General features: G+C 43.3%; 18 protein-coding genes and 1 pseudogene. 13 read left to right on the forward strand and 6 right to left on the reverse strand.

Annotation, left to right across the window (positions count from 1 at the left end; genetic code table 11):
* Positions 1-199: 199 nt before the first annotated feature.
* The 4 genes from pylD to pylS are packed head-to-tail and all read right to left on the reverse strand — an operon-like array spanning position 200 to position 4,380.
* Positions 200-979: a 3-methylornithyl-N6-L-lysine dehydrogenase PylD gene (pylD, locus tag LI82_RS03795; RefSeq protein ID WP_048193605.1), complete on the reverse strand. Its 780-nt coding sequence runs from the start codon at positions 977-979 to the stop codon at positions 200-202.
* A gap of 12 nt (positions 980-991) precedes the next feature.
* The gene (pylC, locus tag LI82_RS03800) at positions 992-2,074 is read right to left on the reverse strand and encodes a 3-methylornithine--L-lysine ligase PylC (protein ID WP_048193606.1); all 1,083 of its coding nucleotides are present in this window, start codon (positions 2,072-2,074) and stop codon (positions 992-994) included.
* A 1-nt stretch (position 2,075) separates the two neighbouring features.
* Positions 2,076-3,116 (reverse strand): methylornithine synthase PylB, encoded by a 1,041-nt coding sequence (gene pylB / locus LI82_RS03805; RefSeq protein ID WP_048193607.1) that lies wholly within the window; start codon positions 3,114-3,116, stop codon positions 2,076-2,078.
* 22 nt (positions 3,117-3,138) lie between these two features.
* Positions 3,139-4,380 carry a pyrrolysine--tRNA(Pyl) ligase gene (gene pylS, locus LI82_RS03810; RefSeq protein WP_048193608.1) on the reverse strand — a complete coding sequence of 414 codons (1,242 nt, stop codon included), beginning with the start codon at positions 4,378-4,380 and terminating at the stop codon, positions 3,139-3,141.
* A 508-nt stretch (positions 4,381-4,888) separates the two neighbouring features.
* Between pylS and cobD (LI82_RS03815) the strand changes: the two genes are divergently transcribed.
* The 9 genes from cobD (LI82_RS03815) to LI82_RS03855 all read left to right on the forward strand — a co-directional run bounded on the left by cobD (LI82_RS03815) (position 4,889) and on the right by LI82_RS03855 (position 13,083).
* Positions 4,889-6,385 (forward strand): threonine-phosphate decarboxylase CobD, encoded by a 1,497-nt coding sequence (gene cobD / locus LI82_RS03815; protein ID WP_201770294.1) that lies wholly within the window; start codon positions 4,889-4,891, stop codon positions 6,383-6,385.
* 62 nt (positions 6,386-6,447) lie between these two features.
* Entirely contained in the window at positions 6,448-7,053 is a 606-nt protein-coding gene (locus LI82_RS03820) for an NTP transferase domain-containing protein (RefSeq protein WP_048193609.1), read from the forward strand.
* Between the two features lie 174 nt (positions 7,054-7,227).
* Complete coding sequence (cobD, locus tag LI82_RS03825; protein ID WP_048193610.1) at positions 7,228-8,724, forward strand: threonine-phosphate decarboxylase CobD; 1,497 nt, start codon at positions 7,228-7,230, stop codon at positions 8,722-8,724.
* Positions 8,721-9,716, forward strand: coding sequence for a cobalamin biosynthesis protein (locus LI82_RS03830; RefSeq protein ID WP_048193611.1), 996 nt, complete (start codon positions 8,721-8,723; stop codon positions 9,714-9,716). Before cobD (LI82_RS03825) ends, LI82_RS03830 begins: the two co-directional genes overlap by 4 nt.
* 22 nt (positions 9,717-9,738) lie before the next feature.
* Positions 9,739-10,326, forward strand: coding sequence for an alpha-ribazole phosphatase CobZ (cobZ, locus tag LI82_RS03835; RefSeq protein WP_048193612.1), 588 nt, complete (start codon positions 9,739-9,741; stop codon positions 10,324-10,326).
* Positions 10,323-11,138: an adenosylcobinamide-GDP ribazoletransferase gene (gene cobS, locus LI82_RS03840; RefSeq protein WP_048193613.1), complete on the forward strand. Its 816-nt coding sequence runs from the start codon at positions 10,323-10,325 to the stop codon at positions 11,136-11,138. The genes cobZ and cobS overlap by 4 nt, the downstream gene beginning before the upstream one ends.
* Positions 11,123-11,731, forward strand: coding sequence for an NTP transferase domain-containing protein (locus tag LI82_RS03845; protein WP_048193614.1), 609 nt, complete (start codon positions 11,123-11,125; stop codon positions 11,729-11,731). The genes cobS and LI82_RS03845 overlap by 16 nt, the downstream gene beginning before the upstream one ends.
* A gap of 25 nt (positions 11,732-11,756) precedes the next feature.
* A complete protein-coding gene (locus LI82_RS03850; protein ID WP_048193615.1) occupies positions 11,757-12,125 on the forward strand; it encodes a hypothetical protein in 369 nt (122 codons plus the stop codon).
* 226 nt (positions 12,126-12,351) lie between these two features.
* A complete protein-coding gene (locus LI82_RS03855; RefSeq protein WP_048193616.1) occupies positions 12,352-13,083 on the forward strand; it encodes an RAD55 family ATPase in 732 nt (243 codons plus the stop codon).
* A 153-nt stretch (positions 13,084-13,236) separates the two neighbouring features.
* Here LI82_RS03855 and LI82_RS03860 read toward each other — a convergent pair whose 3' ends face one another.
* On the reverse strand, positions 13,237-13,920 hold the full coding sequence (locus LI82_RS03860) for a DUF5591 domain-containing protein (RefSeq protein WP_048193617.1): 684 nt from the start codon (positions 13,918-13,920) through the stop codon (positions 13,237-13,239).
* A gap of 112 nt (positions 13,921-14,032) precedes the next feature.
* On the opposite strand from LI82_RS03860, the gene LI82_RS03865 reads away from it, so the two are divergent.
* Positions 14,033-14,410 (forward strand): helix-turn-helix domain-containing protein, encoded by a 378-nt coding sequence (locus LI82_RS03865; RefSeq protein WP_048193618.1) that lies wholly within the window; start codon positions 14,033-14,035, stop codon positions 14,408-14,410.
* 43 nt (positions 14,411-14,453) lie between these two features.
* Here the strand turns inward: LI82_RS03865 and LI82_RS03870 are convergent.
* Positions 14,454-14,807: pseudogene (locus LI82_RS03870) on the reverse strand (aminotransferase class I/II-fold pyridoxal phosphate-dependent enzyme); the annotation flags it as partial.
* 90 nt (positions 14,808-14,897) lie between these two features.
* Here LI82_RS03870 and LI82_RS03875 point away from each other — a divergent pair.
* The 3 genes from LI82_RS03875 to LI82_RS13545 all read left to right on the forward strand — a co-directional run bounded on the left by LI82_RS03875 (position 14,898) and on the right by LI82_RS13545 (position 16,307).
* Positions 14,898-15,746 (forward strand): tyrosine-type recombinase/integrase, encoded by an 849-nt coding sequence (locus tag LI82_RS03875; RefSeq protein ID WP_048193620.1) that lies wholly within the window; start codon positions 14,898-14,900, stop codon positions 15,744-15,746.
* A gap of 122 nt (positions 15,747-15,868) precedes the next feature.
* A complete protein-coding gene (locus LI82_RS13005) occupies positions 15,869-16,009 on the forward strand; it encodes a hypothetical protein (RefSeq protein WP_160174934.1) in 141 nt (46 codons plus the stop codon).
* A gap of 175 nt (positions 16,010-16,184) precedes the next feature.
* Positions 16,185-16,307 (forward strand): hypothetical protein, encoded by a 123-nt coding sequence (locus tag LI82_RS13545; protein ID WP_269078508.1) that lies wholly within the window; start codon positions 16,185-16,187, stop codon positions 16,305-16,307.
* The last annotated feature ends 286 nt before the right edge of the window (positions 16,308-16,593 follow it).

The raw sequence follows: 16,593 nt of genomic DNA on the forward strand, positions 1-16,593 counted from the left end.
CTCCTTACTTTAAATCCTTTATAATCGCTAGAAAGGTACATACGCTATGTATTTGCCATATATATACCTTTTTGTTTGGAAAAAATCAACTGCAATAGTCGCATTAGACAAGTATTATGGATTTATTATGTTGATTTCAGGCATGTTTTTAGCAGGCATTTTTTTCCTGCCAAAGCATAACGCCTATTTTAGTAACTTCTTAGAAAACTGAATAGAGCATTGCTGCTACTCCAATTACCAGTGGTTCCATTACAAGGTCGATATCATACTTTTCAACAAGTTCATCCGGTAGGGCGCATGGGATCCCGGGCGTTGATACAAGACAGCGTTCTGCGATCATTCCTTCTGATATGGTATTTGCATTTGGTGTTGCCTCAAAGACCATTGAGAACTTCCTTGGTTTGTCAACATCATATGCCTTCACGCCAAGCTCTTCAATTGCCTTGTTCATGAAATCGGTGTTCGGATCACAAGCATATACGTTGAATCCCTTTTCTACAAGATGTGACGCGCCGGCATAACCCACACGTCCAAGACCTATGACCAGTACATCCTTTGAATCAGTGTGCTTGTATCTTGAAGCTATTTCCGAGTAGATCACGCCGGTGCATACATGGTTGGTTGCTATCTTACCGTTCCTAAGGTTATGGGCAATGAAAATGTGGTCATCTGCCATTAGTATGATGTCTGCACCACCTGCTACTGCCTGATGGTATCCTGTTATGTCAGGATGTTCGGTAATAAAACCTTCAAGACCGAAATATTCGGTTATTGCAAGCAGGGATGCTGAGAAATTCCCGATTATGCCGTTTCCGGAAGTTATGGGTACGATCCCTACTTTCTGGGAGCTGGGGGTCGTACCATAGACGGCTTCACACATCTGTGCAATATCCATTCCGGTGGCTTCTTTGATGATGTTATTGTTCATGTTGAGCTTGTTCAACAGGTCTTCCAGGTCTTCAGGTGTCAATAGTGCCATAGTGATTACCTCTTAAAATCCATAATGTTGTCCGATATATGCAATTCCTCTGTTACGTACGACTTGTACTTCCTCTTCATCGATGCCTTTCGAGATGAGGGTGAATACAGTATCCTTCCCGTCAGACCTGAATATTTCAAGTTCGTTCTCCTCATGGAATAGGTCATAGCTGTTTCCCATGGACAGGACGTGTTCTCCAACGGGTATGAGTTCCCCCTCTTTCAGTAATAAGTGCTCAAAGATACAGTATCCTTTTTCAGGTGCTTTTTCTATCTCAGTTACGCCATCAGTAAATGCCTGCATCAGCATCTCTACAAGGTTGATGCCACTTGAATGGTATACGGCCGTTGGTGTCTGGCTTGGGAAACGGGCATCGATCTCGAGAACTTTAAGTCCCCTGTCGGAAGCTATCGCCTCTACATCCATGATACCTTTCAGGTTGAGGTTGGCAGCAAGCTGGTATGATATCTGCCTGAATTCAGGGTCGTGGTCGATAGGCGTAATCATATGACAATCGTAGGTATCATCGATATGTACCTTTGTTTCCTTCACCACTGCAAAATGCTTGCCATCACCGATGATCTCCAGTGATACAACATCGCCTTCCAGATATTCCTCGATCATCATGGAAGGGTCGATCCCTTCAAGTTCACTATCGTCGTAGATTATCTTGGTTCCGATGCTGCTGCTTTCACAGGGAGGTTTTACAAAATATGGTGGTTGGGATGGTTTGTCATCCGGAGTTGGTACTCCTATTGATACAAAATATTCCTTGGACCTGTTCTTGTCCATACTGATGTGGTATGCATCAAAATCAAAAAGAATGGGACAATCCAGCTTGCTGCTGATATCCCTTATGAAGTTCAGGGTATTAAGGTTCTCATTTACCGGTATTATGGCATCGACTTCCCTTGAGATGTCGATGAACTTTTCCGGTTCCTCAATTATGTCAAAACAGTAGAATTCGTCAACAACATTGCTGATAAGGGGCTTCTCGTTCCGGTCTATCAGAACAACATTCATCCCCGCTTTCCTGGCAAGGTAGTTCACTTCGAATCCCTGTAGCTTGCCTCCTATTAAACAGATCGTCGTCATCCTATCGCCCCAACAACTTCTCGAACTCGCTTTGTTCGGCGGGCTCCATGCCCATTGTCTTCAGTCTGGCGATTACGCTCTTGACATCCCTGTCCCTCTCGGCATGTTCCCTGTCGTAGTTCACGACACCTTCGAGGGATGAGTTGGAAGATATTATGGATGTGACCACGTTTGCTCCTGCGTTGAGCCTGTGAACCATTCCATCGATCCCTTCAAGGTCAAGTGATGCTGGAATAAGCTTGTCCGGGTAGAGCAGGCGGAGTATTGAGATGATCTTCAGCTCTGATGAGCTGTCCCTTATTTCCTTTCCTTCCAGTGGTGTTCCCTGCTGTGGGAGGAATGTCATCACACGCACCATGTCTGGATTGGATGTTGCCAGTCCCCTTAATGATATGATCGTGGATTCAATGTCTGGCTCGACCTCTGTCAGGATGCCGTCCTCAACACAATAGCCGATCCTTTTAGCATGGTTCCTTGAATTGATCCTGCCTTCAAATGATTGCTCGACCCTTAGTTGCTTGTACAGTTCCATGTCATATGTTTCCTGATACAAGGCAAGGAAATTAGCACCGTTGTCCCTGAGCATTTCAAGGGTATCGTTGTCAACAACTCCGGGGGATATCATGATCGGCTTTCCGACCTCTTCCCTCACGGTCCTGACAAACTCTGCCAGTCGTTCAGGTTTGTTGTGGAAGTATGGGTCTTCTCCCATTGTGAGGTCGACCATGTGCACATCTTCTGTCTTGATCACCTGGCAGATCTTCCTGATATCTTCTACGCTAAGACGGTATCTGTCAATTTCATTTGCATTCCGATAATAACAGAATGTGCATTTGTTCTTGCAGTATGTAGAGAAGTACACAAAGCTGTACATGAACACCTTATTTCCGAAGAAATGGTCCCTGATACGTCGTGCCACATAGTGCAGCTTTTCAATTTCATCAGGGCTTTGTGTTTCAAGAAGTCTCCTGATATCATCATCGGACAACTCTGACCCGTCTATGATCTGCTCTGCATAGTTGTCAAGGTCTTCGTTATCCATGTTATTAAACAAGATGTTCACCTCACAGATTAGTATTGATTCCGTTGTAGTACAGTTCGGACCTGCTTGCACGGCGTATGTTGGTGTAGTCATGCTTTACCTTAAGCAATCTTTCCAATCCGAAACCTGCTCCGATCCATGGTTTGTTGACTCCCCATTCCCTGTCAAGAGGAATAGGTCCGACAACTGCTGAGGAAAGTTCCAGGTCACCATGCATAATGTCTATAGTGTCTCCATAGACCATGCAGTCATCTGCTTCTATTTGATACTCTATTCCCAGATGCTCGAGGAACTCGCTGATGATGCCTTCAAGGTTTTCCCTTGTGCAGTTTGATCCCATCTGGCAGAAGTTCAGCATCGTGAACTCTTCCAGGTGTCTGCTGCCATCGGATTCCTTGCGGTAGCATGGTCCTATCTCGAATATCCTTATGGGGTCAGGAAGTACCTTGTCCAGCTTGCGCAGGTAATTGTACAGGCAGGGTGCCAGCATTGGTCGCAGGCACATGTTGTCTCCTACACGGAATATCTGCTTGTAGAGATGATCGTCCTTATCGATACCCATTCTTTCGACATATTCGAATGGTATCATTATCGGGGATTTGATCTCAAGGAAACCTCTTTCCACGAAGAAAGCGGTTATCGTCCTTTCAAGTTTACCGAGGCGATCTTCCCTGTCCTCTTCATACATTGATATGAGGTCGTTGCGCCTTCTTTGGATCAGTTCCTTTTCAAGATCCTTGAATTCCGGTAATTCTCCCTGCACCGGGATCTTGTCATCAGGCGCCATCAGTGTCTTCAGCCTCTCGATCTGGGAAGGTGAATATTTCACTTCCGGCTTGTTGTTGTCTTTTGCTCCTTTGTTCTCAGGTGTAGCAGGGGCTGCTTCACTTGTAGTCGTCGGAGTTGGTGTAGAAACTGAAACGGATTTAACAACAGCTTGTTTTGGCTTCTTGGGAGTAGGCTTCTTTGTGGAGAACACACTAACGGTCTGTCCTCTCTCTTTGAAGGTCTTTTTGACAAAACGATTGATCTGTTCGTCACTTGGACGACAGCGCTTGCAAGGTTTGCGGTACTTATTGTTCCTTAGGGATCTTGCAGAACGGCTGGATCTGGAATTTCTTACTGTGAACCGTGCCCCACACTCGGTTTCAATATGAATATGATTCCTTGTGATATCAAAGTCTCTTATCCCATGAAGTAATCCGCTTCGCGATAGCCAGACTCCGTTGAGCCCGACCAGAACATCCAGTAATTGCTTTTCCATAGGCCTATGCTCCTATTGCGAAGTACTTCATATTATCATCATCCTTTACTTACGCACGATGTTTGTCACATCATGGCGCTATATGTTTTAATGGAAAGCCATGTCCATCTGGCGGAAACTCCGGGAATCTAACCCGGCTGAACGGATTTAGAGTCCGTTCGATCTACATGATCAAGTCTCCATATTGTGTATGCTAAATGGTTATGGATACTCTGGCTTTCCTTACATATTCGTGGTAGTCATTTGGTGGATATAATACCCAATGAAACCACTGATACACTCTCATTGCTGGGTTCCATATTTAACAATTTCGGATTAATTGTTTTTTATGCAATTCATATCTGTGAACATTTGCAGTTGTCCAATTTTAGTAATTGTATGGTATGTTTGCTATAGATGCCGTTTCTTCGAAAAAAACTGTTCGGAAATACAATGTCGGAGTTTCTAAAGAAAAGTTTACATAAATTAATATAGCTTTTGTTCATATCATAGCACGATTAATGTGACGATGAATCTGGAAGATGAAAGAAGTTTACCTCTCAAAAAACATATCGTGGGTCTTGTGCCTGCATCGCATGGTGGTCTTGTGCGAAAGGCATCACAGGAATACGGGATATCTGAGTCGGATATCATAGATATGAGCGCAAGCCTGAACCCCTTAGACAGCCCATTCGATCATCCGGAATATGGTCTTGACCTGTCTTCTCTCTTTGCCGCTTCGAAGCCGGGGATGTATCACTATCCTGATAACCGTTATCTCCAGTACAAGGAGGCTGCAGCATCCTTTTTGGGTGATGGGGTAAGTGCTGTGAACATTATTCCCGGTAATGGTTCATGCGAGACCATTCGCCTTGTTGCAGAGTGTATGCTTGATACGAACGATACTGTGGGGATACCACAGCCAACATTTGATGAGTATGAGCAGCAGTGCAGGATAATGGGTGCGAACATCCGTTACTTTGAGCACGAAGGGCTGATGGATATCTCAGATGAGGCACTGGATGATGTAAAGATCCTCTTTGTCTGTAATCCTAACAATCCTACGGGCAAATTAATACCAAGGGATGATATCCTTGACCTTGCAAAGCGGTGTGAGGCAAACGGTACTCTTCTGTTCGTCGACGAAGCTTTCATCGAACTTGCTGACCCTTTGCAGAGCGTGGCTGATATGGCTGCGACAAATGATCATATTTTTGTACTTCGTTCTCTAACCAAGAACTTTGCAATCCCTGGCATACGTCTGGGATTTGGTGTTGCATCTGAGAAGATGGCGGTTGCATTGAACACTGCAAGACTTTCCTGGAACCTTGGTTCTGTTCCTGATGTTGTAGGTACTGCCCTTCTGGAGATGGAAGGTGGGTGTTACAGCAAATACCTTGCAGAGTCCCGCAGTTTCATTGAGCAGGAGAGGGACTATCTTGTAGAGCGGCTTTCTGGCATCTATGGCTTTAAACCCCTTCCAAGCACTGTGAACTATGTTCTTGTTGACATCAGTGAACTTCTGATGGATTCAGTGGAACTTACAGAACGGCTTGCATCCCACGGTATCCTTGTAAGGGATTGTAGTTCTTTCTATTTGCTGGATAATGATTTCATAAGGATCGCAGTTCGCACCCGGGACGAGACCGATCATCTGATCCGGGCGATTGGGGATGTTCTGACCGAATCCGGAAAGGATTATGCCGAGGAGAAATTAAAGCAGACCATTGAGTGTGCAGCATCCGGTGAACCTGCATCCAGAAATACCTGTGAATACTATCCATGCCACTTCCAATGTCAGGACTGTACTTTCTGTTTCTGTCCGTTCTATCCATGTGAGGATCCTCGCACAGGGGGTAGCTGGATAGAAAGTACCACTGGCAGCAAGGTCTGGAGTTGTGAGGGTTGTACTATAATCCACAGAAAAGAAATTGTACAGGATGTTCTGAAGATCCTCATGCGTGACATTGAGACCGAGGATAACCTGAAAGTAGCCTGGGATAAAATAATGGTTCCCAATCTTTGATCGGTTTTTCAGGCTCTAAATTTGGGCGTGTTTTCCGATCTTCTGTAATCTGGAGAATTTAAATGGATGCTATCATTATGGCAGGTGGCCTGACGCAGAGGTTGGGTATGGAGGAGAAAGCATGTGTCATGCTCATGGATAGGCCACTTATCAATTATCTTCTTGATTCACTTCTTGGTTCAATGCATATCGACCGGGTATTTGTTCAGGTGTCCCCTTATTCTCCGGACACTGAACAATGTGTGAAAGAAACTTATCGGGACAGGGTTTCAATTCTCAGGACCTCGGGTGACAATTATGTGGGTGATATGGTAAATGCCGTAAAGGATTCCGGGATCGCCGGTCCCGTGATGGTGTTGATGCCGGATCTCCCGCTGGTAACATCGGAACATATTGATATGATGGTAAAAGCCTATGATAAAGTTGGTTTCCCTGCCATGTCTGTCTACGCTCCCATTGGTCTGTATCGTGAACTTGGGTTGAGGCCGGGTACCGTTTTCAATAAAAAGGGTGAAATGCTTGTACCTGTGGGGATAAATATCCTTGATTCAGTAACTATAGATGTAGAACAAAAAGATACTGATTACCTTGTTGCTATTCCTGAGGTTGCTATCAGTGTCGATTCGGTGGAAAGTCTTCACAAATGTGAGGAAATGTTGTTGAGATGAATGCTTGTTGTGGTTGAATCAAACCAAACTGATTAGCTTTCTCTTTATTTTCCTTGTTTTACTTCAGAAATTTGTTGGTTGCAGCATCTGTTTTAATTCAATCTCATATTCCTTTAAAGAAACCTAAATTGAATAACTTAATATATTTGCTGTTCTTTACATTATTCGATAAGCGTGTCGCACAAAAAACAAATCCCCCTTAAAGATCATGTTGTAGAACTAGCCTGTCCCGCTCACGGAGGCCTTATTCGTGAGATGGCTGACCGTTATGGTATTCCTGAATCGGATATGCTGGACCTGAGCGCCAGCCTCAATCCTCTGGGAAGTCCCTTTGATCATCCTTCGGGCGGTCTTGACCTCGATGATGTCATGGAGCGGGCAGCGCAGAGATTTGCCCAGTATCCGGATAATCGCTATCTGGAATATCGTTCTGCAGCGGTAAATTTCCTTGGAAACGGACTTTCTGTTGATAATATCGTTCCGGGCAATGGTTCCTGCGAGATCATAAGGCTCGTAGCAGAAGCAGTTCTGGAGCGTGGTGATATTGTTCTCATACCTCACCCCACTTTCGCAGAATATGAGCAGCAATGCAAAGTTGCCGGGGCAGATGTACGCTACATAAAGCAGGAGGAGGTCATGGGACTTTCGGATGAGATCCTTGAAAGTGCAAAGCTCCTCTTTGTGTGCAATCCAAATAACCCATCCGGTAAATTACGTAAGAGGGAAGATCTTCTTGACCTTGCGAGAAGGTGCGAACTGAATCACACCCTTCTTTTCGTTGATGAGGCTTTCATTGAACTTGCCGATGATCCGTCCCAGAGCATTGCTGATATGGTCGATGACAATGATCATCTATTCATACTTCGCTCGTTGACCAAGGATTTTGCAATTCCCGGGGTCCGCATTGGTTTTGGTGTAGCTTCAAAAAGAATGGCAGAAGCACTTAATACTTCAAGGCTTTCCTGGAACCTTGGTTCTATCCCTGAGGAGATCGGTGTTGCATTGATGAACATGGAAGGTGGATGTAACAGTCCTTATCTTGTTCAGTCCCGTGAAGCCATAAAGAAGGACCGGGAATATCTCATAGAACGTATCTCAAGGATACGCAAGTTCATCCCGATAGATACAACGATCAATTACATTCTTGTAGACATAAGCAATTCTTCATTTGATTCGACCGAACTGACCGAACGTCTTGCTTCCCATGGGGTGCTTATCAGGGATTGCAGTTCCTTCCCGTTCATGGGCAAGGATTACGTCAGGATAGCTGTCAGGCCTAAGGAAGAGACTGATCGGCTTTCACGAGCTATCGGAAAGGTTGTCGTTGAAAAAGCACGAGAGAGTGCAAGATCCGATCTTATCTGTATGCTTGAAAGCGGGGATGCAAAGCCACAGGGTCCGAATACTGATTGCCCGTACTATCCATGTCATCATTTCCCTGGTCAGGATTGTACATTCTGTTTCTGTCCATTCTACAAGTGTGAGGATGAACGAACCGGGGGCAAATGGGTAGACCGCTCAAGTGGCGGCAAGGTCTGGAGCTGTGAGGACTGTGTTGTGGTTCATCAAAAGGATGTTGTGGAAAAGATCCTCAATGAACTCTCCGGCGAAGGTCAGATGGATGATAAACTGAAAAAAGCATGGACTAAGGTCGTGGAGCCTCTTCTATGATCGAACCATTCCTTCCTGGTACTGACCATCTCATATCGGTACTTCTTCTTGCAACTGCATTTGATCTGTTAATAGGAGAACCTCCAACAGCTCTGCATCCGGTGGTCTGGATAGGCAATCTGATCGGTTTCTTCAAAAGATCAGCCCCTGCCACACACAGGAAGCTTTATGGTGTGCTGTTCGCCCTTGTCGTTATATTGTTCGCATCATCGATCGGATACGCTGTACTTCTGGTTGCAAATCTCTCTATACTGCCTGGCTTTGTGGTACTTCTCATCGAAGCTTATTTCCTCAAGTCCACCTTTGCCATACGCCGCCTTATAGAGGCTGGTATCGAGGTCAATACTGAGTTAGTAAAAGGTGATCTTCCTTCTGCACGTCAGAAGTTGTCCATGTACGTCAGCAGGGACACTTCGCAGCTAAGCGAAGGTCAGGTATCTTCCTCTGTGATTGAGACCTGCTCGGAGAATTTCGTGGATGGCATTTTAAGCCCTCTGTTCTATTATGCGATCCTTGGGCCTTATGGTCTGATAGGGGCATACGCGTTCAAGGCAGTGAGCACCCTCGATTCAATGGTGGGCTACATGGATGAGAAACACAGGGACCTTGGATACTTCTCGGCAAAGACTGATGATGTCCTCAACTGGATCCCTGCACGTATCTGTGTTATTTACATAACTCTTGGATCTGTCCTTGCGGGAATGGTCTCGCAAGGGAAGAAACTTGACCATGGTGGTGCGATAAAGTGTGCTACCAGTGACTGTCGTTCATGCTCTTCGCCAAATTCCGGTTATCCGATGGCTTCTGTGGCCGGTGTGCTCGGTGTGCGTCTGGAGAAGCCGAATACCTATGTGATCGGTAAGGACTTTTCCATGCCTGTGGCAGAAGATATAAAACAAGCATCGTTGGTAATTGCTGCAGCCTCGATACTTGCAGTGATCTCGTTTGCAGTGTTAATCTATATAATTTCAGTTATAATCAACTACATCTAATCATACCATGTGAGTGATCATTATGAAACTTTCAGATATAGACTCTCAGGACCTGAAAAAGGACCAGCCAAAAGAGCTGGAAGGTGAGATCACCTCCGATATCATCGATATACTGGAGGAGGAAGGTATAACCGTGAAGATGCTTGTGGATACTGCTCTTGAGCTTTATGCTCCGCATCCCGGTCTGGAGACTCGGGAGATCGCAGAAGAGCGTTTCAGGAAGGAGTTTGATATCGCCATATCTGATGCCAACCTTTGCCTTCTGATCTATTCCGGCATCCTTCTGGAAAGGGATGGTGAGAAAGGTAAGCTGCCAAATATAAGTAAGAGTTCTTATGAGAAAGACCTTACATTCATCATCGCAGATGAGGTAATCGGAATGAGCATTGCCAAGTATATCAGTGGTGATAAAGGCATGTTCGAGTTCGTGCGTTTCGACAAACAAAAACCCGGCATCCTCTCTAAGTTAGGTCCGTTCATGGACGATGTCATCGGTGGTCTTATTGGCGGGGTTTCCGCGAATATGTATACAAGGGGTATGGCTGAAGCTGCTGAAAATGAAAAAAAGTCACGTAAAAATAAAGATGTAAGTGGTGTGATAGCAGCATGAACAATTTTTTGCTTGCTCTTAAGACAAGTTTTGGTTTCCTTTCCACTATACCTGTGGGTATGACGATGGAAGGGTTTGATGAGCTGGTAAAGCGTAGCTATCTACAGACATTCGCAGGTGTGGTCCTGGGTCTTATGATCGGGGTCTTTGCTTTTATTACTGAGACTGTGATGCCGGACCAGATCAGTGCAATTCTTATCATGGTATTTATCTACTATCTTATGGGGTTGAACCATCTTGATGGCCTGGGAGATTTCGGTGATGGGGCTACTGCTCACGGTTCACTTGAAAAGAAGATAAAAGCTCTCAAGGATGTTGCCCTCGGTATCGGGGGAGTGGGTTATGCAGTTCTTGCATTGCTTGCTCTGTATGCGTCAATTTCTGCTCTTCAGGCTGAACTCATATTCTTCTCTGATAATGCTGCGTTAATGCTTGCAGTCTCGTTGCTTGTGGCCGAGATCGGTGCCAAGCAGGCGATGCTTACGGTTGCTGCATTTGGAAAACCCATCCATGAAGGGCTTGGTTCCATGATAATCAACAGCACGACCTTCCCGAGATATGTAGTATCCTTCATACTTGGTATTGTAGCAAGCGTACTGGCTTTCGGTTCCATTGGTATTATCGGATATCTGGCAGCCATAATTTCCGCATTTGTTATAATTAACATATCCAACCGCCATTTCAAAGGTGTGAACGGGGATTGTATCGGAACTGCAAACGAGATCGCACGTATCATTGTACTGATCGCAATAACTCTCATGGTGATCGCTATCAATAATGGAAATGGAGGATTGCTTTGGACGCTGTTATAATGGCAGGCGGGCAGGGGCTTCGACTTGGAATGGGTGAAAAACCATGTGTCGAACTTCTTGGTAAACCTCTTATAAGTTACGTTATCGATTCTCTGGAAAAGTCTTCACACATCGAACGCATATTCGTAGCAGTGTCTCCTTCAACGCCCGCTACTGAAGAGCTTGTGAGGGAGAAATATGGTGACCATATACAGGAGATCAATACGGCAGGTGACAACTATGTAGGGGATATGGTCTATGCCGTGGAGAGTTCAGGTATAAAGGGTCCTGTGATGATAATAATGTCTGACCTTCCTCTTGTGACGCCGGAATTATTGGATTCTATTATTGATGCTTATGAAGAATGTGCGGAAGAATCCATGTCAGTTTTTATCCCTCTTTCTCTTTGCAGTGAGGTGGGGATAAGGCCGGACACGGTCTTCAATTGGAGTGGGAAGCTAATTGTGCCTGCTGGGATCAATATTCTTGATGGAAAACATATCAATGAGGAGCAGAAATATCATAATTATATGCTTGAAGACCCTGAGATCGCTTTGAACATAAATACGGCGGAAGATCTGAAACGCTGTAAAGATATTCTTAAAAATAGATGATCTTTAATATTCAAGGAGATTAAATATGGTTGAATTCGCAATTCTGGATGATAAAAAATATTCCATGCAAACAGTAAGGCTGGTTACGGGGAATGTCGCTGCTGGTACTGATATTCACAATATTCCTGAAGAGCAACTTCTTCTTTGTGAGGCAATAGATGACCCATACCTTCTCCCCTTCCTTCTGGAAAAGTTCTATATGATGGAGATCAAGGATGCAGAACAGTTCAGGCTGTGCCTTATAAGGGTGCAGGTCGATTCGGATATGCGCCTTAATGAAGATATTCAAAAACATCAGCACCGTGGATATGTTGCCCGAACGATAGAGAAATTGATGTATCGTGATATTTTCCTTGAGATCGTAAGGGAGGAGGATGTCGGTGTTGAGGCTTGAACTGATTGCTGGATCGATGGTCGAATTGATGGTTCAATTCTGATCATCTGTGTGGAAATAAATCATTTTTTATATCATAACAAGGCATACTGGTATAGATAACACAGATACTAATGGGTGCTTGTCTATATGAGTAGTGGGAAAAAGTATTCATTATGTCTGTCAGGATCTCATGATTCTATTTTAAAAATATCGACATGATCTAACTATATTATCAGGTGTAAAGATGGCTGATGAAGTAATTCAAGAAAGGGTTAGCACGGGAATTCGTGGATTGGATGAAATGTTACGTGGGGGATTTTTCAAAGGGACTGCTAATGTTGTCTCCGGAAAGTCCGGTACAGGTAAAACTATCTTTGGAACCCAATTCCTGATGGAAGGTATTGAAAAAGGCGAAACCGTGATGTGCATCATCACATCTGAGGAATCTAAATCTCTCGTACGTGAAATGCAAGCATCCTTCGGATGGGATCTCGATTCCATGGTCGCAGAAGGCAAACTGGTATTTGTAGACATCACAGACCCAAGCCTTCGTCTCCAGAAGAGTGTGGAGATCGCTCCGACAGAGCTTATCAAGAGCTTCAAGAAACTGGTGGAAAGCAAGATCGAGGAAACAAAACCTGATCGTGTGTTCATCGATTCCATTGAAGCAATGTTCCTCGCAATTGAGTCCAACTACAAGCTGCGCACATTGATCGATGATATCTTTGGTATCTTCAGGAAACGTGATGTTACAGCTCTTGTAACCGTTGGTGTTATGTTCGGACTGGATGAGATGGTTGAATATGGTGCAGATGCTGTTGTCAAACTTGGTCGCGAGATCATAGGAAGCAACCTCCAGCGTACCATTTATGTAATGAAGCTCAGAGGTTCAGGCACCATCAACGAGGTTAGGGTGCTCAATATTTCTGATAGTGGTATGGCTGTACTTGCTCAGTCGCCATATCTTGAGAAATGATATTAACGTATAAATGAAAAGGTGCTTCTCAGGTACCTTCCTTTTTTACTTTAAGTATAATTCAGCTGTTTTTTGTTTGCATTACCACTTTAATTATTTACTTACATTTATTAATTATTTACACATGTGGTCTGCTTTATTTACTGGAAGTATTTACAAAAGATACCAGTCCATATCGTTAGTTGAGTGGTCATCATGAACTCCCACGGTACGTTCCGGGATATTCAGTATACTTGTGATGGAGTCTGAAAAGTCCTGAAGATACTGGCGCTGGCTGAGGCTTCCATACTTAAAGCGCTTATTCGGGTTAGCAACCTCTTCCATCGTCTTCCTGTCAGGCACAATGACAACGTCAATGTTGGTCATTTCAACTGCCTTTTCCATGGCCGTCCTGAAGTCGCCGATGCAATATGCAATTCGATGCTTGTAGTTATCGCGTGTTCTTTCCAGATACTTTGCAAGTCTCTCACTTTCCATCTTGATGAAATCACGTTTTATCTTGGCGACATTGCACTTCCCCATCATGAACTTATAATCAGTGAAAGGGTATTCGTTATCTATCTCCCGTGGCGTGATTCCGCAGGTGCCAAATACTACAACATGTGCATCCTCTTGTTCGAGTATGCCGAAGATAATGCGGTCATACATCTTGTGTGAGGGGCTGGTGTGATATGGCTTCCTCATGGCACAGGGTACAAAAATGCAAAAATCCTTCGTGGGGGGCTGGTATTCCGTAAGTACCCACTCATTTGCACGTATCATATCGGGGTGGTATATCAGTCGCTCTGTGTCCAGTGGTTCACTTGAACGTTCATTTTCAGGAATTATGGTTGTCAAGGTGTGAGGATTCTGATAAACTATATATATAATTAACGACGTGAATATTATGGTTTTGTATAAACTGTACAAGAGTGCTTTCTAAGTATCAGTAAATAATAAGTGGTGAATAATGACAGCATCAATTCGGGAAATGTTAAGGGCTAACTGTGAATGTGACGATGTGGCAAAGTGTATCTTAGGCTTAAAAGCACTTGATATGGATGCCTACAAATGCTTACTTGCCAATGGACCTATGACTGCTGAAAGTCTGGGTGAACATCTCAACAGGGAACGAAGTACTGCATACCGCTCATTACAGAACCTGATATCATGTGGACTTGTCTATCGTGAGACCAAGACCATCGATATTGGTGGCTATTTTTATGAATATGTGGCTGTTGATCCTAAGAGGGTCAAGGAAATGCTCAAGGAAAATATCGACCAGTGGTATGAGAAGGTCAGTGGCCTGGTCGAGAATATTGATAAAGAGCTCCTTGGGACTAAATGATCCAACTGTTTTTCTTATAATATTTAAAAAAGATGGATTATTTTCATAATCCGTCTACAAATATGCCTATTCTGTCAATAGCTTCCTTAATATCTTCCCTTGATGCTGCATAGGCACAGCGAAGGAATCCTGCTCCGGTATCGCCGAAGATATCTCCTGGAATTGTTACAACGTTCTGCTCTTGAAGCAGCCTTTCTGCAAATTCGTCAGATGTCAGCCCTGTGCTCTTGATGGATGGGAATGCATAGAATGCTCCTTTTGGGTTGAAGCAATCCAGTCCTATATCGTTCAATCCTCCAACGATGAGCTTCCTGCGCCTGTCGTACTCCCGGACCATTTTGCTAACTTCTTCCTCTCCGTTGCGAAGTGCTTCGATAGCACCAACCTGTGCTGTGATAAGGAATTTAATGCTTTATTTTGTCTATTAAAGGTAGTTAATGCTTTATTTTGGGTTTTAATCGCCTTACAATATCTATGAGGTGAAATTATGCCTTCAAATCCAATGAGAAATCTAAGTGAGTATGTGAAGTATGATGATTATTTGAAAATGGAGAAAGCTGCCAAGGATTTTGAGAATAATGGGAGATTGAAGAAAGTGATGAGAGGTTCTTATCAGTTGTTAATTAGACTTTTATTCTTTACTGGGGCGAGAATATCTGAAATTGTTGGAACACCAGGTGGACTTGTCACAAAGTGCATGTATCCACCATTTGACCAGAAAAAACGTATGTGTCCTAAATGGGGTAAGGTTGGGGATGATAGTGCTTGTATTGATAGCGAATGCAAATATTTCCGAACTCATGTCTTAAAGGCACATCATGGAATCCGTGTGAAAGATGTTCTGTTCGAAGACCGTTTGATTGCAATTTATGGAAAGAATGTAAAATCCAAAGAACTGAAGCCAAGAACAGTAGTTATTGATGAAGAAACATTGAATTTGATAAAGGTGCACATTGAAAAATATTCCTTAAAATCGAATGATAAAATCATTAACACAAATACTGAAGGCACTAAAGCTTTCATATCAAGGATTGGAAAAAAGATAGGTTTACCTTGGATTTCTGCTCACAAGTTCAGACATGGGCATGCAATTTTTTGCATCCAGAACGGTATGGACATAAGAACTTTGCAGCAACAACTTGGACATTCAAATTTAGGTACTACAGCAATATATCTACAGTTTGCTATTGACGATAGAAAGAAGGTTTACGATAAAGTTTTCAATCCAAAACCAAATCGGGTAAAGGTTCAATGTCCCAGTTGTGGATTCACTTTCAAATTAAAGAAAAACAGAGATATCGAATTTGAGGACAAGCTGAGAACAATTTTTGATTGATATTGTATGATGTTGATGTCATAAAAGAAGAATCGGCTGACAACACACTCAATCTTATATATTAGCATTTTAATTTTGTATTCACAGTATTCAGCGCAAGCCTGTTTACAGGGAGAATCAGTATGACCAAAGAAACTACAAGAATTAGTCTGACAATCAGAACCGATGTGCTCAAAAACATCGATGAAAGCAGAGGACTCATTTCAAGGAGTAGGTATATTACTGAATTCCTGAATGCAGGTTTTGAATACGAAATATTATAAAACAGCGTTACAAATAGCCGAAGGCATGTTCTTACACACGCCATCGACTTATATATTGGAAATTGAGCTTATCTCTGCAAAATTTCCCCATTCAGCAAATGGGATTTATGATGAGACCTTATTAAAGCGTTTCCATATAATGTCCGGCTTTTTTGTGATGCTACAGGTGTAGTATATGATATCGAAAAATTTCGAAAAGAATTTAGTAAAGAACTTGAACCTTCTCTCAATATGGAGAAGAAGTCCGGTACATCAGAAGTGTGTCCTTGCTGAAGCTGCAATAGGAGACATAGCCTGAAATGAAAAGGATGGCGAGAATCCCTTAAATCCTCACCAATAACATTCATCTATACATTGTAGATGGAATATTGTTCGTAACCATTCGAACATAGTTCCTACTGTATATATTTCTGTTGGTTATGGTTTTTGGGAATTGCTTTCCGTTTCAGAATTTAATAAGGAGTAATTCCAATGAATACTCATTATGAAAAATTTGGTATTGAGAATAACCATTTCATGAATGTATTTTTCCACAAGATAGCACACAGTATTACATTTCCTTGTGCCATTTCAGTTGTAGCCCG

It is taken from the genome of Methanococcoides methylutens, assembly GCF_000765475.1.
GTDB lineage: Archaea > Halobacteriota > Methanosarcinia > Methanosarcinales > Methanosarcinaceae > Methanococcoides > Methanococcoides methylutens.